This window comes from Bacillus sp. B4EP4a, assembly GCF_006680105.1.
GTDB classification, from domain to species: domain Bacteria; phylum Bacillota; class Bacilli; order Bacillales; family DSM-1321; genus Peribacillus; species Peribacillus simplex_E.
The window spans coordinates 1-24,829 of record NZ_VHIK01000066.1 but is presented as its reverse complement, the minus strand read 5'-3'; the positions used below and the strand labels follow the sequence as shown (position 1 = coordinate 24,829).

The window sequence follows — 24,829 nt, the reverse complement described above, 5'->3', positions numbered from 1 at the left end:
GTTTTGGCGTTTTACTCGTGAGTTGTGCACTTACTTGTGAGTTTCGGCGCTTTACTCGTGAGTTGTGCACTTACTCGTGAGTTTCGGCCATTTACTCGTAAGTTTCGGCGTTTTACTCGTGAATTTTGGCGTTTTACTCGTGAGTTGTGCACTTACTTGTGAGTTTCGACCATTTACTCGTGAGTTTCGGCGTTTTACTCGTGAATTCGGGGCATTTACTTGTGAGTTTCGGCGTTTTACTCGTGAGTTTTGACCATTTACTCGTGAATTCCATATTTCCCACCATAAAAAAAGAAGCACCATATGGCACTTCTTTTTTTTCTATTAAGGCAATACCGTTGCGCCCATCAAGTAGCGGTCCACTTCTCGCGCTACTTCACGGCCTTCATTGATTGCCCAAACGATGAGGCTTTGCCCTCTCCTTGCATCTCCGGCAGCGAAAACCCCTTCGACATTCGTTTTGTATTCGCCATGGACGGCATCAATTTTTTGATTTACTGTTTCTACGCCAAATTGAGTTAATAGCGGCATTTCGGTTCCTTCAAAACCGATTGCGATGAAAACGAATTGTGCAGGCCATACTTTTTCAGTTCCTGGAACTTCCCTGAAAATGTACATTCCGTCTTCACCTTTGATTTTTTCCATTGAGATTGTGTGCAGTTCTTTAACGTTGCCATTTTCATCGGCTACGATTTTTTTGGTTTGGATTGAATATTGACGCGGATCTGCACCGAATTTCGCTTCCGCTTCTTCATACGCATAATCAAGGGAAAATACATTCGGGTAGGCTGGCCACATATTATCAGATGTACGGGCCGTCGGAAGGATTGGATGCTTCCCGAATTGTACGACGCTCTTACATTCCTGGCGAAGGGCAGTTGCGACACAGTCAGCTCCTGTATCCCCGCCGCCGATGACGATGACGTCCTTCCCCTTAGTGTCTATAAACTTGCCGTCTTCAAAATTGGAGTCCAACAGGCTTTTAGTCGAAGTCGTCAAGTAATCCATTGCAAGGTGAATGCCTGATGCCTCGCGTCCTTCAATTACCAGGTCACGCTGCTTTTGGGCACCTGTGCAAAGGATGACTGAGTCATATTGATCTTGCAGTTCTTCGGCAGTTATATCTTTGCCTACTTCTGTATTGGTAATGAAATCGATGCCTTCCTGGGTCAATAATTTAATTCGGCGTGCAACGACATCTTTTTCAAGTTTCATGTTCGGGATGCCGTATGTCAACAGCCCGCCTGCACGGTCTGAGCGTTCATAAACCGTGACCGAATGACCTGCTTGATTCAACTGGTCGGCACTCGCCAATCCTGCCGGGCCTGAACCGATGATGGCAATTTTCTTGCCGGTCCTGCTTTCAGGGATGCGAGGCGTGATCCAGCCATTTTCAAATCCTTTGTCGATGATGCTCCGTTCAATGTTCTTGATGGTAACGGCAGGATCGCTTATCGCTACCGTACAAGACCCTTCACAAGGGGCCGGGCAGACGCGCCCGGTGAATTCAGGGAAATTATTCGTTTTCGATAAACGTTCCAATGCTTCTTTCCATCTGCCGCGGTACACCAAATCATTCCACTCCGGGATCAGATTATGAATCGGGCAGCCTGTTGTGACCCGGTTCAATTCCATGCCCATATGGCAGAAAGGGGTGGCGCAGTCCATACACCGCGCTCCCTGTGTACTTAACTTTTCATCAGAGAAAGGAGCTGTATATTCTCTCCAATCGCTTAAACGAGTGAGAGGATTCCGGTCTTTTGGTTTTTCTCGCGGGTAATCCATAAATCCTGTTGCTTTTCCCATCTTTCTCTCCCCTTCCTTACTGCATCACAGCTTGTTTAGTGATTTTTTTATCTTGAACGGCATTTGCTTGAAATGCACTCATGATCGCTTCTTCATCCGTTAGCCCTGCACGCTTCTGCTCATTGATGCTTTCGATCATCCGTTTGTAATCTTTCGGAATGACTTTTACGAATTTCTTAGCGAAATCCGCCCAGTTCTCCAGAACATACGATGCTTTGGCACTTTCTGTATAATGAACGTGGTTGTAAAGCATTTCTTTTACCTCGTTTGCATCATCCATATCATCAAGCGTCTCGAATTCTATCATTTCACCATTGCATAATGCCTTGAATTTTTTTGCATCATCAGCAAGTACATAAGCGATGCCGCCTGACATGCCTGCCGCAAAGTTTTTGCCGACGTCGCCCAGAATGACCACGCGTCCGCCTGTCATATACTCACAGCCATGGTCTCCAATTCCTTCAACGACGACGTTGACTCCACTGTTCCGTACTGCAAATCGTTCTCCCGCACGGCCATTAATGTAGGCCTCACCGCTTGTTCCGCCATATAAGGCGATATTTCCGGCAATTACATTGTCCCCAGCCTCAATCTGATTGCCAGCAGGTGCCGTGACAATGATCTTTCCGCCAGATAATCCTTTCCCAACATAGTCATTGACATCACCTGTCAAATACATCGACATCCCTTTAGGAATGAACGCACCGAAGCTCTGGCCCGCCGATCCCGTAAAACGAAGTGTGATCGTATCTTCAGGCAACCCTTCTTCCCCATAGCGTTTGGATACTTCACTGCCGACAATCGTTCCGACCACACGATTCACGTTTGTAATCGGGAAGCTGACATCCACCTGGGTTTGATCATTCAAAGCAGGCTCCACAACCGGTAAAATCTCACGGATATCCAGGGATTCATCAATTTTATGATTTTGAGGAAGTTGATACGTGCGTATCCCCTCCGGTTGGAAAAGAAGTGTCGTCAAGTCCAGATGCTTCGCTTTCCAATGGTTTTGTGCCCGCTCGCTCACTTGTAAAACATCAGTGCGGCCGACCATTTCTTCCAGTGTTCTAAATCCAAGCTCAGCCATCGTTTCCCGCACTTCCTCAGCGATGAAGCGCATGAAATTCACGACATGATCCGGATCTCCTGTGAATTTGCTGCGAAGCTCAGGGTTTTGAGTAGCTACCCCGACTGGACATGTATCCAAATGGCAAGCACGCATCATGACACAGCCAAGAACCACTAGCGGTGCTGTAGCAAAGCCGAATTCTTCCGCTCCAAGGATAGCTGCCATGACCACATCGCGTCCCGTCATTAGCTTTCCATCCGTTTCAAGGACTACACGGCTGCGCAGGCCATTCAGCATCAATGTTTGGTGTGCTTCGGCAAGGCCCAGCTCCCAAGGAAGACCTGTATGTTTGATACTCGTTTTTGGTGATGCCCCCGTACCGCCATCATACCCGCTAATAACGATGACATCTGCGGCTCCTTTTGCCACACCGGCTGCAATCGTGCCTACGCCTGCTTTTGACACAAGCTTGACGCTGATCCTGGCATCACGGTTCGCATTTTTCAAATCATGGATCAGCTGTGCCAGATCTTCAATCGAATAGATATCATGATGCGGAGGCGGTGAAATCAGGCCGACACCTGGTGTGGAACCACGGACCTCTGCGACCCAAGGATATACTTTGTTCCCTGGCAGCTGGCCTCCTTCACCTGGCTTTGCACCTTGCGCCATTTTGATTTGAAGTTCATCGGCATTAACAAGGTAGTGGCTTTTTACTCCAAAACGACCGGATGCAATTTGTTTAATTCCGCTGCGGCGGTCATCGCCGTTTTCATCCAGTTGGTAACGGCTAGGGTGCTCCCCGCCTTCACCGCTATTGCTTTTTCCGCCTAAACGGTTCATCGCAATCGCTAATGTTTCATGTGCTTCCTGACTCAATGAACCGAATGACATCGCGCCCGTTTTGAATCGGCTGACGATGGATTCCACGGATTCCACTTCATCTATGGAAATGCTTTGGCGTTTTTGATCGAACGAGAATAAATTCCTTAAAAACCCGAGTCTCTCTTCATTCGCCAAGTTTGAATATTGCTTAAATAAATTATAGTCGCCTTTCCGGCAGGCCCATTGCAGTGTATGGATCGTTTTAGGATTGAAAGCATGATGTTCCCCTGTTTTTCTCCATTGAAAATCACTTCCGCTTTCAAGAGTTTGGTCAAGTGAATCGACTGCAGCTTTCCTATGACGAATCAACGCTTCATCTGCGATCGTTTCCAAATCGATCCCGCTAAGCTGCGATGCCGTACCGCTGAAATAGCGTTCGATCACTTCAGCACCGATTCCGACCGCTTCGAAAATTTGTGCGCCGCGATAACTTTGAATCGTTGAAATCCCCATTTTCGACATCACTTTTACAATGCCTTCTGTCAACGAGCGTACATATTTCCTTACTGTTTCTTCGTAGCTGATGGACAAACTGCCTTCCAATACCGCCTGCTTATATGTTTCATAAGCAAGGTACGGGTAAATCGCATCCACTCCATACCCGATCAGGGACGCATAATGATGGACTTCCCTTGCTTCCCCCGATTCAACGATAATGCTCACTTTCGTACGGTTCCCATGACGGATCAGCTCTTGATGAAGGGCACTCGCAGCCAGCAGGGAAGGAATCGCAGCTTTTTCTTTGCTCATATCCTTGTCAGATAATATCAAAAGGCTGACACCATCAGCAATCGCTTGTTCCGCTTCACGGCAGATGCGATCGAGTTCGCTCTCTAAATCTTCTGAAAATAAAGTGTGAATGACTTTGCTCCTGAATTCAGGATAGGCATTTTCTTTCAACTGCTGCATTTGACCTGGCGTCAAAACAGGTGAATCCAATTGAATGCGGCGGCTGTTCGTTTCATCCGGTTTCAACAAATCTCCTTCCGCACCCAGAAATGTCATCGTTGACGTGACGATCTGTTCACGAAGCGAATCGATTGGCGGGTTGGTTACCTGTGCAAAGGATTGCTTGAAATAGTTGAATAGCGATTGCGGGCGATCTGATAAGACCGCTAATGGAATGTCATTCCCCATGCTGCCAAGTGGATCTTTGCCTTCGTTAATGACCGGCAGTAGATATTTTTGGACATCTTCATACGTGTATCCAAACGCTTTTTGCCTGAATAACAAATCACTCAACGGCTCCCCTTCGAGCACAGGTTCTTCGTCACGCAATTGAACAAGCTGTTCGTCCAGCCATTGCTGGTATGGATTTTCCTGAGCCATTTCCGACTTGATCTCTTCATCGGAAACAATACGGCCTTCCTCTAAATCTATTAAAAGCATTCTGCCTGGGCTTAAACGATCTTTATATAATACATTCTCCGGCTCCACATCGATCACGCCGACTTCGGATGAGAAAATGATGTAATCATCTTTTGTCACATAATACCTTGCCGGCCTTAAACCATTTCGATCAAGGATGGCACCGATTTGCTTGCCATTCGTAAAGGATATGGCCGTCGGACCATCCCATGGCTCCATGAGCATGCTATGATATTCGTAAAATGCCTTCTTTTCCTTCGTCATATGCGGATTCTCCGTCCACGGTTCAGGAATGAGCATCATCGCCGCATGTGCCGGTTTACGGCCGGCAAGCACGAAGAATTCAAGTGCATTATCAAGAATCGAGGAATCACTGCCGTCTATATCCAGTATAGGTAGGACCTTTTGCAGGTCATCCCCGAATGCTTCCGATACAAACTGCTGCTCACGCGCTTTCATCCAATTCACATTACCTCTAAGCGTATTGATTTCGCCATTATGGATCAGATAACGGTTTGGATGTGCCCGTTCCCAACTAGGAAAAGTATTCGTGCTGAAGCGGGAATGCACTAAAGCGAAAGCCGAAACGAAAGACTCTTGTTGAAGGTCAAGATAAAAAGCATCCACCTGCTCTGGCGTCAATAATCCTTTGTATACGATCGTAGCACTTGAAAGGCTGGCAAAATAAAAACGATTGCCGCGTTCACGAGCCCAGTTTTCAGCTTGTTTTCTGATAATGAACAATTTACGCTCAAAAGCTAAATCATCTGTCATCCCAACGCTTGCCCCGATGAATACTTGGCGGATCGTCGGGCATGTCTCCTTGCCGACCTCCCCGATTTTCGTTGCATCAACTGGAACCGTTCTCCAGCCTAATAGCGTTTGGCCCTCCTGTTCGATAAATGCATTCAAACGAGTTTCGATTTCATTCCGTTCATCATCATTGTTAGAGAAAAAGAGCATGCCTACACCATAGCGTCCTTTTGCCGGCAAGTTCATTTCCGGGCATGCCAGCCTGAAATATTCATCAGGAATCTGCACCATTAATCCTGCGCCATCTCCTGTAAGGGGATCGCTGCCTTGTCCGCCGCGATGATCTAATTGGCACAGCATATTTAGTCCTTGTTTGACGATGTCATGTGTAGCAAGCCCTTTTAAATGAGCATATAAACCGATCCCACATGCATCATGTTCAAATTCAGGATGGTAGAGCCCTTGTGCTTTTGGTATTTGATTGTATGTCATATTAATCGCCCCCATCGTATTCTTACACCGTTATATCACTTACATTTATTCTAGGTTTTCAAATCGATATAAACAATATATAATTCTAGTAGAATCTATCTCACTTTGAGATGAATGCCAGGAGGATGAATAAATGGAACTACGACAATTACGTTATTTTGTTGAAGTCGCCGAGAGGGAACACGTCTCTGAGGCCGCAGAGCACCTGCATATTGCACAATCAGCAATCAGCCGGCAAATCTCCAGACTGGAAGATGAGCTTGGCGTTCTGTTGTTCGAGAAAATCGGCCGTAATATCCAGCTAACCCCAATTGGTAAAATTTTCTTGATTCATGCAAAAACGGCGATACAGGCGATAGAATATGCCAAATATCAAATTGATGAGTTTTTGGACCCTGAACACGGAAGCATTAAAATCGGGTTCCCGACAAGCCTTTCCACCCATTTACTCCCTACCGTCATATCCGCTTTTAAAGATGAGCAGCCGAATATCGGCTTCCATTTAAGACAGGGATCTTATTCCTCTTTAAAGGAAGCTGTCAAAAATCGCGAAATCGGATTAGCCTTCCTTGGACCTATCCCGACAAACGATCCCGATATCGAAGGTCATATCCTGTTCACGGAAAACATTTCCGCTTTACTGCCGATAACGCACCCATTGGCCGAAAGGAAAAGTCTGCGTCTAAGTGACTTGCGAAATGATCCCTTCGTCTTGTTTCCAAAAGGATACATCTTTCATACTATCGCTCTCGAAGCATGCAAAGCAGCCGGTTTCGCACCGAACATCGCCTCGGAAGGTGAAGACATGGATTCCATAAAAGGGCTCGTATCTGCCGGAATCGGAGTCAGTCTGCTCCCTGACAGTACCTTTTATGAAGTCATTCCAAGACTGACTGTCAAAATCCCGATCGATACACCCGAAGTCAAACGGACTGTCGGCATCATCACTCCCAAAAACAGGGACTTGGCACCATCAGAAAAACTTTTTTACCAATTTGCCAAAAAGTTCTTCTCTGTTCTCGAGCAATATCAATAAAACATGGCGATCCTTCTAAACTGTGAATGTGAAGGTAGATGGGACAACTTACCTATAGCCCACTGTTCGAATAACGTATCAATTATTCGTTCAGGAGGAATTCACATGAAACCCACCCATTCACATCTTGCTTGGCATGAAACACTCGAGCTTCATGAATTGGTCGCCGCCCAGTCCAATGCTCTTATGAAATTCAAAAAAGCTTATCCGAAAATAAAAGACCCCATTTTAAAAAAGATATATAAGCAAACGATCGATTCCCTTACCCAAAACATCATGGAGCTTCTGCAATTTTACCCATTGACGCCTAAGACGGGCCGGGATGACGATGTAACAAGGGATGACGCATCGGCCGTTGCTGCCGGGGAATTGCTTGGCTTTGCCAAATCATCCATCAAAAATTATGCAGGTGCCATTACTGAAACAGCCACCCCTTCCCTTCGAAAAGTATTTAAGAAACATTTATATGGAGCCATCGATACCCATGCCAAGATATTCCACTACCTTTATGAACGAAACCTCTATCCTGCATACGACTTGAACCAATTGCTTCAAAATGACGTCGATGATGCCAATAAAGCTCTTTCACAACCATTCTAAATGCAACAAAAAGGCAAGCATATCGATTGCTTGCCTTTTTGCCGCGTTCCGATTCCGTTTTTTATTATAATGTTATAATATATAAGAATTGGTTTTAATTAGGCAAATAGTATTCAAGAGGTGAAAATCATGAAGAAGATCTTTTTATCCATCATCCTATCCCTGATCTCATTTTCGTTAGTCGCCTGTAAGGCTAATGAGCCAAAATCCGGGAATAACCTTTCAGTTCCTGAGTTGACGGCAAGGGAAAAAGCCATCCTGGAGAATTCAAGTGAACATTCCTTTCTTATCGATTTCAATGTTGATGATACATACGAGGAGATGTCCGTCTGGGTCGAAAAATATGAATTTGGCAAACTTGTCGAACCTCAAATGGGACGCATGACAACTGCCATCAAAGATAATGGGACAATCATCTTTACGACTTCCAAAACGGTTGCTGATCAAAATCAATCGATGTTCAACTTCAGCATTCAAAACGACGATGGTACGGATACAGTTACTTATCCTGAAACCATTGATGAAATGGAGTCCAGCGTATGGGGCAGTGCTGGGAACCTCAAAATAAACAGCACCAACAAGCTTGCATTGGCGAGTATTTGTTATTCAAGCGGAAATGAAGGCATACATTCACTTTCCACTGATTTTTATGATGATAGTGATGGCCATATGGACGAGTTGAAGAAATACGATGTCGTCTATCTTCTGAGAAGTGAATTCACTAAATGAGCTGAAAAATTATGGGGCAAGTTAAATCGAACTTGCCCCTTAATTGTTTTTTTCATTCCGCCCTATTTACCGCATCAAGACCTCCCCTTACAGTCATCTCCCTAGCCTTACAGTAATCCCAATTAGCCGCCCGACGAATTACATATATCCTGTATCAAGCTAGAGAAAAACTCATGCTTTAAGAGCTATTCAAGATCGAAGTGGTGGATTTGGCGATCCAAAAGCAAATGAGAGTCCGCCAAGAGGCTGACTCCCATAAATTGACAAACTCTTATTATTCTCATCTCTATTAGTGAATTATTTAAAGTCTTTCACTTCTAAATTAATACCAGCTACTTTATCTTTGATACATTAGTTAAAAAAGGTCATTTAATGTTTGTCACAATTAATTCGACATCCATAAAAAGGGGGTTGAAGGAAGAGGCATTTGGGTGTAATCTTTAAAAATAAAAAACCGGAAAGAAGATATTTAATTGAAGAAAATCATCATCCTCTTTGCAGCAGTAGTCATTGCAAGCTCTCTCGGACATCAAATAAACGGCGGATATATGGACCCTCGAAAATCCCGTCATAGGTATATGCATTTTAAAAAAGGAATCCGCCATTTTTGAGCTGGATTCCTAATATTTTCTGAAGTATTTAATCCCATTAAATTACTCACTATCCTCATTATTTCTCTCCAATAACAGGTCACTCTCATTTGATATATAACCACCTTTTCCCATTTTATCAATATATATGATATACCCATTCTTCAGTTCAACTTCGATTGGCTTTTTTACTTTTTCATCTATTTCCCATTGAATGGTTTGCAAACTTTCGGTTTCCGTTTCATCTTTTATATCGACAAACACTCGGATTTTGTCGTTTGTCCTTGATAGTACATAATTCCCCGCTTGTATTTCTGTACCGACCACATAATGACCAGGATTTTTAATGATGATTTTTTGATCCTTATTCTCTAGTTTTTCAAATTCAGAAGGCCTGAATTCCATTTTTCCTTTAATCGAGAAATTCCCATTCATATGAACGGGCACTGCATGTAAAACGGCATTTTTGTGCATTTTATCACCAAAAAATTCCGTTTCATTATCGAGGGCTTTGATATCATAATAGCCTGGATCGATACCTTTACCGACAATGATTTTTTGTGATTCCAAAACCTTATAGGATGCTGCATTATTTTCCGTATTTCTATTATCGGCACTAACTGCTGATGAAACAAAGTACACTTTATATATAAGGAATCCGCCTACTAATACGAGTAAGCTTAATGCTGCCATTCTTTTATTTAGAGTCAAGAACGATTCCTCCATTATCCATGTTTATATATTCATCCGCTAACATTTCTAAATCCTGTTTATGATGACTTGTCAAAATGATGAGTGTGCCGCGCTCCTTTTCTTCTTTCAAGATTTGATAGACTTGAGTGACGCCTTCTTCATCGATTGCATTTGTTGGTTCATCCAATAATAAAATATCCGGTTTTTCAAAGATAGCTTGGGCGACACTTAAACGTTGTTTCATTCCTAACGAAAACTTTCCTACCTTCATTTTTGAATCAGGATCAAGACCGACTCTTTTTATTGCCAATTCAATATCCTCATCAGTGGCGATGTTCCTGATTTTTGATAATATTTTCAGATTTGTATAGGCATCGTACTGGTGCAACAGGGAAGTGTTTTCAATAATGACACTGATATTAGAAGGAAATGAAATATCTTTATGTAGTATTTTTTCATCTATCGAAATTTCACCTGAGCTCGGCATGATTAACCCTGCAATCGCTCTTAGCAACATCGTTTTTCCAGAGCCATTTCTTCCATATAAACCATATATTTTTCCGCCGCTAAACTCATAATTAATATCATGTAAGAGAGACTTTTTCTTCATCTGTTTATTTAAAGAGCTAATTTGTATTTTTGTCATTGTGCACCTCATTAAGTTAAATCCATTTTCTTTAATCGTATATATGATAAAACACTTAAAATGATTGTTATTACAGTTAAAACCATATAAGCAAGTACCGGCGATAATCCAGCTGATTCAGGTAAATCCACCCTTACATACATTCCGAAATTGGGAATCAAAAAATATAAAATCCATGTCTGCTTTTGAACTGATAAAAGAACTCCGCCTAATGTAACTGAAAAAAGCACATAAACATTTATCATCAATAAAGATACTTGTTCCGTTAGGTAAAGTTCGAGTGCCATTTGAATAAAAATAAGGACAAAATTGGACATAATATAAAGACCTACGATAAAGATGAATGATTTTATATCCTCATAAAAAAAGGCCTGATCCTCATTATTTATATAAGCGAATACGATAGAGAAAAGAAGTTGGATTAAAGATAACCCAGATATAAGGTTCATTAAGTTCCCGATTCTTCTAAACCCAAGTTTCACCTTGCTTTTTTCCCTAATCATCAGGTATATTCCATAACCGGAAATATACTGCCGCAAATAACCTAACGATAAAAAACTCAATCCAGCAAAGAACATATACCATGTTCCCAATACAACAAATTTATTACTGATCGGAACTCCGCTAACGATCATATATCCCGTAAGATCGGCTTTAGAGCCATCAAAATAATGAAATAATAAAATTTGTAACAAAATTACGATCAACATGGTTAAGAAAATTCGTTTAGTCATCAGAAACACCAAACATGAAATCTTTTTTCTCGATCGCAAATAGCCCAAGTAAAATCATTACAATTGATAGCAATAACTCTTTTCCAATCATGATTAGCGAATAATATCCTGTAATTCCGCTGCTTAATAAAGGATCGATAACATTTGCGGAGCTGGCAGGGCCCCAAGCAATATTCAGCTGACTCTTCATCACATATAAGAAAAAACAAATACAAAAGGTCGCTGCCATCGCAATGATTGAATTGGAATAATCAAAAATCAAATAATAAAGCAGGCCAATCGAGAAATATATACACGTCAATAGGGCTAAATTAAGAAGAGATAAGTTCCAATATTTTGATGATATAAAGTGAAATCTATCAAATAAGAAAACAGCTGCGAAATTAATCATTAAGATGATGAACGCAAAGATAAACGAACTTATAAAAACTTGGATGCTCCGTCTCCGATACATGTCGATTCTTGATTTTAAGCGAACGATAATGTGTGGATGCTCATCTTCAATAAAAAAACGATAAAATAGTAACAAAGGAATAATATATGTGATCAATAAATTTTTAACCGAGAGATAGCCTTCTACACTCGCACTTACATCACTGATCAATAGATACGCTGGGTCTAGCTGTTTTATTTTTAAATAATGAATATTATAGGTCATCCATAAACATCCAAATAAAAGAACAAGCAGCAGTGATACATACACTTTTTTTTGATTAGACTTCATCACGTTTCACCTTATAAATGAACCCGACCGTGATGATCGCTAAAAAAAGAACGGTAGATTTAAAGAAAATCAAAATGAAAGCTTCCAAGGTCACTTCGTTAAAAGGCTGGATGATCATTGCTAATGAATAATTCAGTCCTAAAATTTGTGAAAACCAAATAACAAAGCTTAACGGATACGTATACTTTATATCGGGGAAACACCAACTAAGGACGGTAGCCATCCCTGCGCATAAACTAGTGAAAAATCCAAAAATGATGATATAAATCACATTAGTGACAAAAGGTATTTTGTTGGCGAGTGTATATAAAGGATTTTCCGGAAATAAATCTGGGGTCAACCCAGTGTCAAATTCACCATTCATGAAAACCATATATGCAATGAGCATATTAAATAATAAGCAACCAACCATCACTAAAAAGGAAAATGACATATTTCCTAATAACATCGTTTTATAATAAGAATATCGCCCTTTTGTGGTCGCTACGATATAACGGTAGCCTGTTTTATAGTCTTGAATATAGCTGTCGGCGCACATGATCAATAGAAAAATGGGCAAAAACCAGATTAGTAGTATTTGCATCATATGACCTAATGAACTTGCCGCTAAAAAAGTGGCTAGATGGGGCATGATCCATGACTCTGAAACATTGCCGATCAAAATAAAAATATCAATAATAACAATCGCCACAATACATAAAACGATGAACTTTGTTTTTTTATTATTTGTTAATCGATAATAATAACTATTCATTTTGTCTCCCTTTATAAGGCCACCATGAATCAACAATCATCCAAGGTGGCTTCACCATATTCATCATTTTTTATTTATTATATTCCGTGGTGTATGATTCTTTATACTGTCCAGGTAATATTCTCCCTGTCTCCTCATCCCAATATCCGTTTACGGAATAGCTGCTAGAACTTACATTATTATTCTCAGCCGTTAACCTAACATTAGCGGCATTCGCACCTGCATTGCCTTTAACATAATGATTGCGCCCACTATTTAAACCGCCGCTACCAGCTGTAACTTTAACTGAAGGAGATACGTTCGTGCCGTTGCTTTTTTCGAGCCAATACGTCGTTACCGTATTAGTTCCTTCTGTTGATTTATACATTCTCACTTTCCATGTATTCCGTTCCGTAGTCGTTTGGCGATACTCTGTGCCTGTGTACGAATTTTTTTGATCCTTCTGAATTGTAAATGAATACTTGTTATTTTCATTTCCAGCTTCAACCGAAAGCGTCCCTAACCCAATGGAGCAAGCTAAAATAGTGCCTAATGCTATTACTCTCCCTTTTTCCATAAAATTCCTCCTGAAATTTATTATTGAACAGATTAATGATATAAGAACGGCGAGTATGTGAAGTTTCAGAATTAAAACGCGAAACACCAGATCTGAAATCATGGGAGTGACAATGCACAGATGAATACTCTTAAACAAAGCATGGTAAAAACACCGCTCATCATCGAGCGGTGTTTTCATTCGTTTTCCCATAAAAAAAGCCGTTTAACATGTAAGTTAAACGGCCTTCACTGCTATTTAGATTTTTTAACGGTTACTTTTGTTGCTTTTCCTGTATTGCCCGCTTTGTCTTTTGCTGAGACGTATAATGCGGAGCCTGCTTTTTTCTTGCTGATTTTGATGGAGAAGTTCCCCTTACTGTCAGCTTTTGCCGTTCCGATGTTTTTATTGCTGTACTTCACGGTTACGCTTGAACCGATTTCCGCTTTACCAGTTACTTTTGTTGCTTTGTCGTTTACTTCATTCACTTTCGGTGCACCTGGAGCGGTTTTATCTTTAACCGTTACTTTTGCTGCTTTTCCTGTATTGCCCGCTTTGTCTTTTGCTGAGACGTATAATGCGGACCCTGCTTTTTTCTTGCTGATTTTAATGGAGAAGTTCCCCTTACTATCAGCTTTTGCCGTTCCGATGTTTTTATTGCTGTACTTTACGGTTACGCTTGAACCGATTTCTGCTTTACCAGTTACTGAAGTAGCTTTATCGCTTACTTCATTCACTTTCGGTGCATCTGGGGCTGTTTTATCGAGAACAGTCACGGTTGCCGCCTTGCTTTCACGTTTTGCTAAGTCTGTAGCTGTGACTGAAAGTTTTGTGCCAGCCTTTTGCTTGCTGATTTTCACTTTGAAATTCCCTTTGCTGTCCGTGTTACCTGAACCAATCACTTTTTTTGCGCTATTTTTGATCGTGATTTTCATGTCCGCTTGCGATTGACCCGTTACATACGTATCTTTGTCACTCAAAGCTTTAACAGTTGGTTTGTTAGGGGTTGCACCCTTATTCACGAATACTTTGATTGAAGATACTGCTAGTTTAGAAGAATCAGAGATATTCACAGTAAGCTGCTGCGCAGCTTTTTGGACCGGAATAGTAACGGTGAACGTTCCGTTAGCTGCAGCCGTTCCTTTACCGAGCGTTTTGTTTCCGCTTTTCACTTCGATTACTGAACCTTTTTTAGCTGAACCAGTCAGCTTTGTTTGCGTATCCATCACAAGGTTGACTTTAGCTTGTAAATCCACTGCACTAAGAGCACTGTACGCATTAAGCCTTCCATATCCAGATACTAAATCTTTTCCGACAGGCAGTTCTTCTTCCGGGATTATGATTTCTCCATCTTCTGGTTGATAGTCCTCATAAGGGTCTACATTATCTTCTTCTTCAAAAGTGACATATTCCGATGTCTCATGAAGGATTTCCCTTACTTCATTCACTTTCAACCCAGGGTTTCCGGATAATAACAGAGCTGTAGCTGCCGCAACATGGGGAGTTGCCATTGATGTTCCATCCATATAGGTAACATTCCCATTAGGCACAAGGCTCGGGATGCCTGTCCCTGGAGCGACCATGTCCAATTTCGATCCATAATTGGAATAATCGGATACTAAATCAAGAGCATTGGTTGCACCGACGGATATGGCGTATTTAGATGATGCAGGATAAGAAAGACCATCCATCCCATCATTACCGCTTGCTACGACAACCATTACATTCTTGGCAGCGGCATGTTTCAAGGCATATTCAATCGTCCTGCTATATTCTCCGCCCAAGCTAAGGTTTATGACCTTTGCACCATGATCCACGGCATATTTAATGCCTAGTGCAATTTTCTCATTGTCTCCAAATCCTGAAGAGTCCAAGACCTTCACAGGCATGATTTTAGCTACTGGATTGATTCCTTGCATGGAATATCCATTATCCGCTTTGGCAGCGATGATTCCGGATACATGTGTACCATGGCCATTGTCATCGATTGCTTTTTCTTTCTTATCGATGAAGTTCTTACCTGACTCCATTTTAACGACACCCTGTAGATCTGCAAGTGAATCATCGACACCTGTGTCGATGACCGCTACCAATGTATCTTTTAAATTACGTTTCTTAATAAGGTTCTGCAGTTTTTCGTTATCGATGTCCGCTCCCTTTATGCCTTCTTCCCCACCGGCGTTATCTAAAGACCATTGATACGGTGATTGAATGTCGGCTGAAAGAGCTTTATACGTTTTGACCGGTTCAATAAATTCCACTTCTGGATATTTTTCGATGGTTGATAGAGCAGCAGACGCGCTCGTTTTGGCTTCGTTCTTTAACTCAACTACGTACATATCATCATACATTGGCTCTTGTTTCTGGGGAGTCGACAATGTTCCATATCCTTTTCCACTTACCTTGGATTGGACAGCGCTTAATGACTTCCCTGGTTTAAGTTTGACGATATATTTGTTCTTTACATTTTTCGAAGCCGGAAGTTCGATTCCCGCTTTGCTTGCGATATCGACGATTTTCTCACCTAAAAGATTATCAAGATCGATTTTCTTTGCGATGCTGTCCATATCTTTTTTCAATCCAGCCGGTGCGGCATCTGCAGCCATAGTGAACAATTCTTTAATCGCTTTTTGCTGATCTTTGTTAATGTCTTCGGTGCTGCTTGCTCCGTTTTCATTAATGTCGTCAAACAGCGGCTTAATCTCGACTAAATATTTATACGCGGCATCCCTCGCTTTTTTATTGCTAGCCAGATGATAGGCAAGGAATGGCGAAGCTTTATAGTATAAAGAGGAAAGGGTACGTCCCTCAGGCGACTTCGTGAGAACCTCATCTCTAAACACGCGGAGTGTTTTCAACATGGATTCTCCCGTTTTCTTATCGTTTACACTCACTTCAACCGGGCATGATTCGAGATCCTCCCCTTCGTCCCCGGCAGATGGCGGCAATGTTACTGAATGCGCATTGATGGAGTATTCAGCTACATTTTCCGCATCCGGGATCGGATTTCCCTCATCATCCGTATCGCCGAAATATTCAACTTTAACATAATATGTGCCTTCCCAAGCATATGGGAAATCGATTACAGCTTTTTCATCAGGATAAGAAGAGACAATATAATTGCTCTCATCTTTTTCTGCTTTTTCTTTATCTTGATATACGGAGATATTCAAGATTTTGTCCGAATTGACTTCGAACTCAATATGGGAGAACTTTTGTATTTCTTCTGTTGTGGGACTGATTTGATACCATTGAACATCCGGTTTTTCAAACTTTCCGTCCAGAGTGTCCCCATTTTTGATCGTTTTTACATTTTCAATGGGTGTTGCAGGTGCAGCTTGAGAATTTAGCGGTACCATCAAGCTGAAAATCAGTGCAAAAATTAGTACATACGCCGTAATTCGACTCACATTCTTAAATTTCACGGTTTCCCCTCCAATAATTGGTTAAAAAATAACAGTACTATACCAAACTATCACACTGTAAAATTTTATCAACCAATTTTTTCCCTTTTTTATGTCAAATGCTTGATTTATTTGTCCATCAAGCCAAAAAATGATTCACATGTACCAATTAAGCAAGATATTTGAGTTCCGATGGTCATCTCATGACGATAGTCGTTGCCAACATCTGATAGATTCAAATCGGTGAAAATCCTAACATGACCTATTTCCTATGGCCGGCCAATGACTGCGAAAAAAAAGCTGCCCCAGCAGTTAAAATATGCGGGACAGCTTGCAATCATTTTTATTTAGTTTGCGACGATATTGACTAATTTGCCTGGTACGGCAATCACTTTACGAATGGTTTTCCCATCGATTTGTTCTTTGATGGAATCATCACCCATCGCGATTTCTTCCAGTTTTTCTTTCGTAGTGTCAGTCGGCACCATTAATTTCGCTTTGACTTTTCCGTTGATTTGGATGACGATTTCGACTTCGTTATCCACTAACTTCGCTTCGTCGAAAGCCGGCCATGTTCCGTATGTGATGCTTTCGGAATGGTCCAGTTTAGACCAAATTTCCTCGGCGATGTGCGGTGCAACTGGTGCAAGCAGTTTTACGAAGCCTTCGACATATACTTTAGGAAGCGAATCCGCTTTATAAGCATCATTAATGAATACCATCAATTGTGAAATCGCCGTATTGAATTTCAATTCCTCATAGTTCTCGGTCACTTTTTTAACAGTTTGATGATAGACTTTTTCGAGCTTGCCCGTGTCATCCGTTTCTGTCATCTTATCTGTGATCGTACCGTCATCGTTGACCAATAAACGCCAGATACGGTCAAGGAATCTGCGAGAACCGTCCAATCCGTTTGTGGACCAGGCAATCGAAGCATCCAATGGCCCCATGAACATTTCGTACATGCGAAGTGTATCGGCACCATGGCTTTCAACGATATCATCCGGGTTCACGACATTCCCTTTGGATTTACTCATTTTTTCATTATTTTCGCCAAGGATCATTCCTTGGTTGAATAGGTTTTGGAATGGTTCCTTCGTTGGCACGACACCGATATCGTACAGGAATTTATGCCAGAAACGAGCGTAAAGCAAGTGAAGCACCGCATGCTCGGCGCCGCCGATATAAATGTCGACCGGCATCCATTCTTTTAATTTTTCAGGATCTGCAAGTGCTTCCTTGTTGTCCGGATCGATATAACGCAGGAAGTACCAGCTGCTTCCTGCCCACTGTGGCATCGTGTTTGTCTCACGGCGCCCTTTTCGTCCGTTTTCATCCGTTACATTCACCCATTCCGATATGTTCGCAAGTGGTGATTCGCCTGTACCTGAAGGCTTGATGTCCGTAGCTTTCGGTAAAATCAGCGGAAGATCTTCTTCCTTCACTGGAGACATCGTGCCGTCTTCCCAATGGATGATTGGAATCGGTTCACCCCAGTAACGCTGACGGCTGAATAACCAATCGCGAAGGCGGTATGTTATTTTCTTCGTTCCGATTTCTTTTTCTTCCAGCCATTTGATCATGGTCGTAATGGCTTCTTCTTTATTCAATCCATCAAGGAATTCCGAATTCACATGAAGTCCATCGCCTGTATATGCTTCACTTGTCACGTCTCCGCCAGCTACGACTTCCTTGATTGGCAAGTCGAACTTGACTGCAAATTCATAATCACGCTCATCATGGGCAGGAACGGCCATGATTGCTCCTGTTCCGTAGCTGATCAACACGTAATCGGCAATCCAGATCGGCATTTTTTCGCCGTTTACCGGGTTAATGGCATAAGCCCCCGTGAACACGCCTGATTTATCCTTTGCCAAGTCTGTTCTTTCCAAGTCGCTTTTATGTTTCACTTCATCTAAATAGGCCTCAACTGCCGCCCTTTGATCAGCTGACGTAATTTTATCGACAAACTGATGTTCAGGTGCCAATACGGCATATGTTGCACCGAATAACGTATCCGGACGGGTCGTGAACACCGTGAATGTTTCATCGAAGCCATCGATATTGAATGTAACCTCTGCTCCCTCGGAACGGCCAATCCAGTTACGCTGCATATCCTTGATGTTTTCCGGCCAATCCACATCATTCAGATCGTCGATTAAGCGGTCTGCATACGCCGTGATACGAAGCATCCACTGTTTCATCGGACGGCGCTCGACCGGATGGCCCCCACGCTCACTTTTCCCATCGATGACTTCTTCGTTAGCCAATACCGTGCCAAGTGCCGGACACCAGTTAACGGCCACTTCATCAATATATGCAAGGCCCTTTTCATATAATTTCAAGAAGATCCATTGCGTCCATTTGTAATAGTCGGGATCTGTCGTGTTTATTTCGCGATCCCAGTCATAAGAAAAACCAAGGGCTTTGATTTGGCGACGGAACGTGTTGATGTTGTGCTCCGTGAATTCAGCCGGATCATTTCCCGTATCGATCGCATATTGCTCTGCAGGAAGTCCAAAAGCGTCCCAGCCGATCGGGTGCAATACATTATACCCCTGCGCCCGTTTCATCCGTGCCAGGATATCGCTTGCCGTATAACCTTCCGGGTGCCCTACATGAAGACCGGCCCCTGAAGGATACGGGAACATATCCAGGGCGTAGAATTTGCGTTTGCCGCTTTCTTCACCCGTTTTGAATGTCTTATTGCCTTCCCAATACTTTTGCCATTTCGTTTCTATGCTTCTATGGTCAAAACTCATATGATTTCCTCCTAATTTCCGTATAAAAAAACAATAAAAAACCCCTCATCCCAAAATAGGGACGAGAGGATTATGTATATCTTCCCGCGGTACCACCCACATTGGCGATAGCTAAAATCCGCCCAGCTTAAAACATCCGTAACATGGATTGAAACGCCAGGCATTACTTTTCACCTTCACACCCGGGACTCCAAGGCGAGTTCACGACCATCCCAGGTTGACTTGCACCACCCGTCAACTCTCTTTACTGGTTTAAACCGCTACTATTCCTCATCATAGTCTTTATGAGAATATTGCATTTTATTTCATTCTAGTCAATTTCACCGATAATTGCAATAGCCGTACATAAACATTATCGACAGGTTTTTCATTATATATGCGAATTCAAGAAAAATTGTGCAAAAAAAGGGAGCTATTCATTCATAGCTCCCTTGCTTCCCTTTAATGTCGCAGTAAAATCATTTCATTCCTCAATTCATTCAACTGCTGCTGCATCCGAGTAAGCATATCCCGTTGTTGGGCATTAGCGCTGTTGTATAATCGTTCCATATCCGTCAATGCCTCTTCGATATACCTTTGCGAATTTTGAAATTGTTCATCATCATAATGCTCCTGCCGTGAGGCTTCGTTAAATTCATACTCTGCAAAATGGAGAGCTCCTTCACATTGCTCTAAAAAATGATCGACGGATTGTCTGGTTGCCATTACAAACCCTCTCCTTCGCGTCTCATTTGGATGATTCGGAATCATCTTCATTAGTTTGAGCAATTAACGAGTGGATTATCATTTTTTTTGAGCAATCATCCTTTATCCCAAAACTTTTCCCCTTGATGTGAAATGAACCGCTCGATCCATTCGGCAAAGCCCATATGGAGTTTCTCGCCTTCTTCAAAATCATCGATATGGCCTTTTACCATTAAATACTCCTTATCGCCTTTAGCGACGGCTTCCCCATCGATGACGATATTATCTTGATAAATGCAGGCCACTTTATAGCATCCCTCGTAGGAATTTTCATATGTGTAATTAATAATATCATCCAGACTGTATAAATCATTTTCCCCACCCGATTCCACATTATCGAACAGACGGCATCCATTGGTTATTTTTAAAAACTCCTTATAATCCTCGGGCAGAAGCAGTCCGGTTTTCTTTTCAAAGGAATGAATTTGTTCATCCGAAGCAGGTGAATTGAAGGTGCAAGTGGCTTTGTATATGAACCCATCTTCATTTACTTCGATCACCTGATTATTTTCGGCTAATTTCTTTTTCATTTGATTAATTGCTTCTTCAACTTGACCGGTCATGTCCATCAGCTCCCGATTGGATATAGTCATTCAAAGATATACTGGAAATAGCAGCAAGATGTTTAGCCTTCAAGTATACAGTATACGCTTATTTTTCAAAAAAAGACCTAGCTGCGAGAATGTTGTATAATATATGTTGCGCTTTATTTTATTTAGGAGGTTGCTGATTTGAATCAAGCAAACCCGTTTATATATGCAACGGATAACAAACGATATCATACATGGAATTACCACCTGAGGGAACATTTTGGACATAAGGTCTTTAAAGTTGCCCTGGATGGCGGTTTTGACTGTCCGAACCGTGATGGCACCGTCGCACATGGCGGCTGTACCTTCTGCAGTGCCTCAGGCTCTGGTGACTTTGCGGGCAACAGGGTTGAACCCCTCGACGTCCAGTTTAAGAAGATCAGCGAACGGATGCATCATAAATGGAAAGATGGAAAATATATGGCCTATTTCCAAGCGTTCACGAATACGCATGCACCCGTGGCAGAGCTTCGCGAGAAATATGAAAGTGTATTGACCCAGGAAGGTGTCGTCGGACTCTCGATCGCGACACGCCCGGATTGCCTTCCAGATGATGTAGTCGAGTATTTAGCGGAATTGAACGAACGCACCTACCTTTGGGTGGAGCTTGGTCTCCAGACGGTTCATGAAAAGACCGCAACGATGATCAACCGTGCCCATGACTTCGATTGCTACAAAGAAGGCGTCGATAAACTGCGCAAACACGGCATCCGCATATGCTCCCATATCATCAATGGCCTTCCTCAGGAAGATTACGGCATGATGATGGAAACAGCCCGTGAAGTTGCCAAACTCGATGTGCAGGGGATAAAAATCCATTTACTTCATCTATTAAAAGGAACACCGATGGTCAAACAATATGAAAAAGGCCTGCTCGAGTTTCTTGACCGTGACGATTATGTCAGCCTGGTATGTGACCAGCTCGAAATAATCCCTCCAGAAATGATCGTTCACCGCATTACGGGTGACGGTCCGATCGATTTGATGATCGGTCCAATGTGGAGCGTTAATAAATGGGATGTCTTGAATGCCATTGACGCCGAATTGAAACGCCGCAATAGCTGGCAGGGAAAAAATCATCACACGGAGGTACAATCATGAAGCTTGATCGAATTTTGCCATTCGCCAGGATTCTGCTGGAAAAAGCGGTCCGCCCCGGGGATATAACCATAGATGGCACGATGGGCAACGGTTTTGATACGGCCTTTCTTGCAGGGCTTACAGGTGTAAACGGACATGTCTATAGTTTTGATATTCAGAAAGAAGCGATCCAAACCACAGCGGCGAAACTGAACGCGGAGAATTTACAAGAGCGCTGCACCCTCATTCACGATGGGCATGAACATATAAGCAAATACATCAGGAAAGAACATTCCGGAAAGATCACAGGTGCCATTTTCAACCTAGGCTACCTTCCTGGCGGAGACAAATCAATCATCACCCAAGCCGATACGACGATATCAGCCATTGAACAGCTGTTCGAACTGCTGGCGCCTGAAGGCATCATCATCCTCGTCATTTACCATGGTCATCCGGGGGGATCAGAAGAACGGGATGCATTGATGGATTATGTAGAGAACTTCCCTCAACAGAAAGCCCATATCCTGAAATACGGGTTCATCAACCAAGCAAACAATCCGCCATTCATTGTCGCGATTGAAAAGAGATGAAAGACTTTTGACACCGTTCAATACGAACGGTGTTTTTTCAATCCCAACACGCAGGCAGCAGAATTACCAATCATAACTTTTTGAATTTTTCGTCTATAATGATTATAATGATAGAAAATATAAGAGGGTGCAGAAGATGGAACATTTGCCTACTTCAATACTGACGGATATACTGACTGAAAAAATCAAAAGGGATTCAAGTGAGCAATACGGGAATTTTGTCAGCTCGCTTAACTCGTTGACAGAAAAACAAAAAACCATGGAGGACCTCAAACAATTCGATCATCATTTTGATAAGTTCCTGCCACAGCTCGATTTAATGATTTCCACCCAAAACCATGAAGCAATCATGAATATGAAAGCGACGCTTTTGGACCTATTCGCCAATGACTTGACCTTCAAATCCATTTATCTTCTATCGACCGCATTATCCAATAAAAAAGAACTTACACATTTAAACCAATTTATGTATCCGGTTACTTTCTGGGCACCGGTCATCAAATCGAACGAAATGCTTAAAAACGCAGGCTGAACCAGATAAAAACAAGCTGCCGAGATCTAACTTCGGCAGCTTTTTCATTTATCGTGACAGTATGTACTGATTAAACGACATACCCTAATATCTTTAAACGGTTTTCAACAAAACTCAGCGCATATTGAAATACATCATCACGCTCTGGTTCATTGAAGATTTCATGATAAAGCTTCGGCCATTCCTTATATTGCTTTTCACTGGCCAAGTTATAATTAAACCACTCACGAACCGCCTTCTTATTCACGATTCGGTCATCTCCGCCCTGCATGACCAAAAGCGGCACATCCTGAAATTCAGGAATCTCTTCAAAAGCATCCTTCATGGCCTGTGCAAGCTCCCGATACCAGCGAATCGAAACCTTTGTGATATATAATGTATCGTTTCTATCGGATTCACGAACTTCCGCACTCCTCGTCGCCATTTCAGGTGTCAATCCGGAATCTACCCTGAACATAGGCATCACGATGTTCAAACCATGCGAGATGGTTGTAAGGAACTTCCGCGGCTTCGTCACGAGGCCCAAGCATGGAGATGAAAGAATCACCCCTGCAATGTCCCATTCCTCTTCCTGAAGAAGGCGTATCGAAATCAAACCGCCCATGCTGTGTCCAAGTAAAAAGACCGGCAACGAATATTCGTAAGCCTCTTCTATCCAGCTTTTCACTTCGTCCAAATACTCATCAAAGGAATCGATATGTCCCCGGTAGGCGCGAGTTGTCATACCCTGCCCAGGAAGGTCGCCCATGACGACATGGTATCCAGCTGAAAGCCACATTTGTGTTACCCACTTATAACGTCCGTGATGTTCCATTGCCCCATGAATGATGACAATAACGCCCTTTGCGTCTCCTTCTGTCTCCCATTTCCACATACGAAATCCCCCTTTCACTTTTCACTTGATGTATACGATCCATGATAGTCAAAATAATATATATAAATTATAACCATATTCGTGATTTTCGACAAAAAAGAAATCTAACAAGTTGTACATTGCTATTATAAATAGCCAAGTGTATTTGCATACGGTATATTAAAATAATACATAAAAACATTCACTTCGGAAAGGAAATGATTGAAAATGATTATTTATCCGTATAAAGGCAAAGAACCTGAAATCGCTGAAAGCGCTTATATTGCTGAAAATGCTGTCGTGACAGGTGACGTCAAAATCGGCGACGAAACATCCATTTGGTTCAATTCCGTCATTCGCGGTGATGTATCCCCAACCATCATTGGGAAAAAGGTCAGTATACAGGATAACAGCATCCTGCACCAAAGCCCAAATAATCCATTGATCATCGAGGATGAAGTAACCATTGGCCATCAGGTCATTTTACATAGCTGTAAAATCCGCAAAGGAGCTTTGATTGGCATGGGATCGATCGTACTAGATGAAGCCGAAATCGGCGAAGGGGCCTTCATCGGTGCCGGCAGTCTCGTTCCCCAAGGTAAAGTCATACCACCGAACATGTTGGCATTCGGACGTCCAGCTAAAGTTATTCGCGAAATCAACGAAGAAGATCGCCAGGATATGGAACGCATCGTACGTGAATACGCCGAAAAAGGCCAATACTATAAAACGGCCGAACGAATAAAATGAATTGACTGAAAGTTACGAGTATTGTACTGAAACTCACGAGTAAACTACTCTAACTCACGAGTAAACCGCTCTAACTCACGAGTAATTGCTACAAACTCACGAGTATACCG

The 24,829-nt window shown here is 42.3% G+C and carries 20 protein-coding genes and 1 other annotated feature; of the genes, 7 read left to right on the top strand and 13 right to left on the bottom strand.

All coding sequences use genetic code 11. From position 1 onward, the window contains the following. Window positions 1–324: 324 nt before the first annotated feature. Both FNK51_RS24545 and gltB read right to left on the bottom strand, forming a co-directional pair. Window positions 325–1,806, bottom strand: a complete 1,482-nt coding sequence (locus FNK51_RS24545; protein WP_141995009.1) for a glutamate synthase subunit beta — start codon at window positions 1,804–1,806, stop codon at window positions 325–327. A gap of 16 nt (window positions 1,807–1,822) precedes the next feature. Then, a complete protein-coding gene (gene gltB / locus FNK51_RS24540; protein ID WP_141995008.1) occupies window positions 1,823–6,373 on the bottom strand; it encodes a glutamate synthase large subunit in 4,551 nt (1,516 codons plus the stop codon). A 133-nt stretch (window positions 6,374–6,506) separates the two neighbouring features. Here gltB and gltC point away from each other — a divergent pair, with 133 nt between their 5' ends. The 3 genes from gltC (at window position 6,507) to FNK51_RS24525 (ending at window position 8,738) form a co-directional block, all read left to right on the top strand. Then, complete coding sequence (gene gltC, locus FNK51_RS24535; RefSeq protein WP_098369268.1) at window positions 6,507–7,409, top strand: glutamate biosynthesis transcriptional regulator GltC; 903 nt, start codon at window positions 6,507–6,509, stop codon at window positions 7,407–7,409. 105 nt (window positions 7,410–7,514) lie between these two features. Further along, window positions 7,515–8,009 carry a spore coat protein gene (locus FNK51_RS24530; RefSeq protein ID WP_141995007.1) on the top strand — a complete coding sequence of 165 codons (495 nt, stop codon included), beginning with the start codon at window positions 7,515–7,517 and terminating at the stop codon, window positions 8,007–8,009. A gap of 129 nt (window positions 8,010–8,138) precedes the next feature. Further along, window positions 8,139–8,738 (top strand): hypothetical protein, encoded by a 600-nt coding sequence (locus FNK51_RS24525; RefSeq protein ID WP_141995006.1) that lies wholly within the window; start codon window positions 8,139–8,141, stop codon window positions 8,736–8,738. 653 nt (window positions 8,739–9,391) lie between these two features. Here the strand turns inward: FNK51_RS24525 and FNK51_RS24520 are convergent. The 10 genes from FNK51_RS24520 to FNK51_RS24475 form a co-directional block, all read right to left on the bottom strand. Continuing rightward, a complete protein-coding gene (locus FNK51_RS24520) occupies window positions 9,392–10,039 on the bottom strand; it encodes a hypothetical protein (protein ID WP_141995005.1) in 648 nt (215 codons plus the stop codon). After that, window positions 10,026–10,667, bottom strand: coding sequence for an ATP-binding cassette domain-containing protein (locus tag FNK51_RS24515; RefSeq protein WP_141995004.1), 642 nt, complete (start codon window positions 10,665–10,667; stop codon window positions 10,026–10,028). Before FNK51_RS24515 ends, FNK51_RS24520 begins: the two co-directional genes overlap by 14 nt. An 11-nt stretch (window positions 10,668–10,678) precedes the next feature. Further along, window positions 10,679–11,401 carry a DUF2705 family protein gene (locus FNK51_RS24510; protein WP_141995003.1) on the bottom strand — a complete coding sequence of 241 codons (723 nt, stop codon included), beginning with the start codon at window positions 11,399–11,401 and terminating at the stop codon, window positions 10,679–10,681. Next, window positions 11,394–12,125, bottom strand: a complete 732-nt coding sequence (locus tag FNK51_RS24505; RefSeq protein ID WP_141995002.1) for a WxPxxD family membrane protein — start codon at window positions 12,123–12,125, stop codon at window positions 11,394–11,396. Before FNK51_RS24505 ends, FNK51_RS24510 begins: the two co-directional genes overlap by 8 nt. After that, the gene (locus tag FNK51_RS24500; RefSeq protein ID WP_141995001.1) at window positions 12,115–12,879 is read right to left on the bottom strand and encodes a DUF2705 family protein; all 765 of its coding nucleotides are present in this window, start codon (window positions 12,877–12,879) and stop codon (window positions 12,115–12,117) included. Before FNK51_RS24500 ends, FNK51_RS24505 begins: the two co-directional genes overlap by 11 nt. Window positions 12,880–12,949: 70 nt before the next feature. Next, entirely contained in the window at window positions 12,950–13,435 is a 486-nt protein-coding gene (locus tag FNK51_RS24495; RefSeq protein WP_181762339.1) for a DUF2712 domain-containing protein, read from the bottom strand. A gap of 233 nt (window positions 13,436–13,668) precedes the next feature. After that, a complete protein-coding gene (locus FNK51_RS24490; RefSeq protein WP_141994999.1) occupies window positions 13,669–16,839 on the bottom strand; it encodes a S8 family peptidase in 3,171 nt (1,056 codons plus the stop codon). 326 nt (window positions 16,840–17,165) lie between these two features. Continuing rightward, window positions 17,166–19,580, bottom strand: coding sequence for a leucine--tRNA ligase (gene leuS, locus FNK51_RS24485; RefSeq protein WP_098369259.1), 2,415 nt, complete (start codon window positions 19,578–19,580; stop codon window positions 17,166–17,168). Between the two features lie 54 nt (window positions 19,581–19,634). After that, window positions 19,635–19,866: a binding site (T-box leader), on the bottom strand. A gap of 155 nt (window positions 19,867–20,021) precedes the next feature. Beyond that, complete coding sequence (locus FNK51_RS24480) at window positions 20,022–20,285, bottom strand: DUF2524 family protein (RefSeq protein ID WP_098369258.1); 264 nt, start codon at window positions 20,283–20,285, stop codon at window positions 20,022–20,024. 95 nt (window positions 20,286–20,380) lie between these two features. Continuing rightward, entirely contained in the window at window positions 20,381–20,887 is a 507-nt protein-coding gene (locus FNK51_RS24475) for an SMI1/KNR4 family protein (protein ID WP_181762338.1), read from the bottom strand. Between the two features lie 168 nt (window positions 20,888–21,055). Here FNK51_RS24475 and mnmL point away from each other — a divergent pair, with 168 nt between their 5' ends. From mnmL to FNK51_RS24460, 3 genes are all read left to right on the top strand, one after another. Continuing rightward, entirely contained in the window at window positions 21,056–22,015 is a 960-nt protein-coding gene (gene mnmL / locus FNK51_RS24470; protein WP_141994997.1) for a tRNA modification radical SAM protein MnmL/YtqA, read from the top strand. Next, window positions 22,012–22,584, top strand: a complete 573-nt coding sequence (gene mnmM / locus FNK51_RS24465; protein WP_141994996.1) for a tRNA 5-(aminomethyl)-2-thiouridylate-methyltransferase MnmM — start codon at window positions 22,012–22,014, stop codon at window positions 22,582–22,584. Before mnmL ends, mnmM begins: the two co-directional genes overlap by 4 nt. A gap of 136 nt (window positions 22,585–22,720) precedes the next feature. Further along, entirely contained in the window at window positions 22,721–23,116 is a 396-nt protein-coding gene (locus FNK51_RS24460; RefSeq protein WP_098369254.1) for a hypothetical protein, read from the top strand. 70 nt (window positions 23,117–23,186) lie between these two features. Here the strand turns inward: FNK51_RS24460 and FNK51_RS24455 are convergent, their stop codons facing one another. Continuing rightward, the gene (locus FNK51_RS24455; protein ID WP_141994995.1) at window positions 23,187–23,990 is read right to left on the bottom strand and encodes an alpha/beta hydrolase; all 804 of its coding nucleotides are present in this window, start codon (window positions 23,988–23,990) and stop codon (window positions 23,187–23,189) included. A 210-nt stretch (window positions 23,991–24,200) separates the two neighbouring features. Between FNK51_RS24455 and FNK51_RS24450 the strand changes: the two genes are divergently transcribed. Then, window positions 24,201–24,719: a gamma carbonic anhydrase gene (locus FNK51_RS24450; protein ID WP_053537396.1), complete on the top strand. Its 519-nt coding sequence runs from the start codon at window positions 24,201–24,203 to the stop codon at window positions 24,717–24,719. Window positions 24,720–24,829 lie beyond the last annotated feature (110 nt).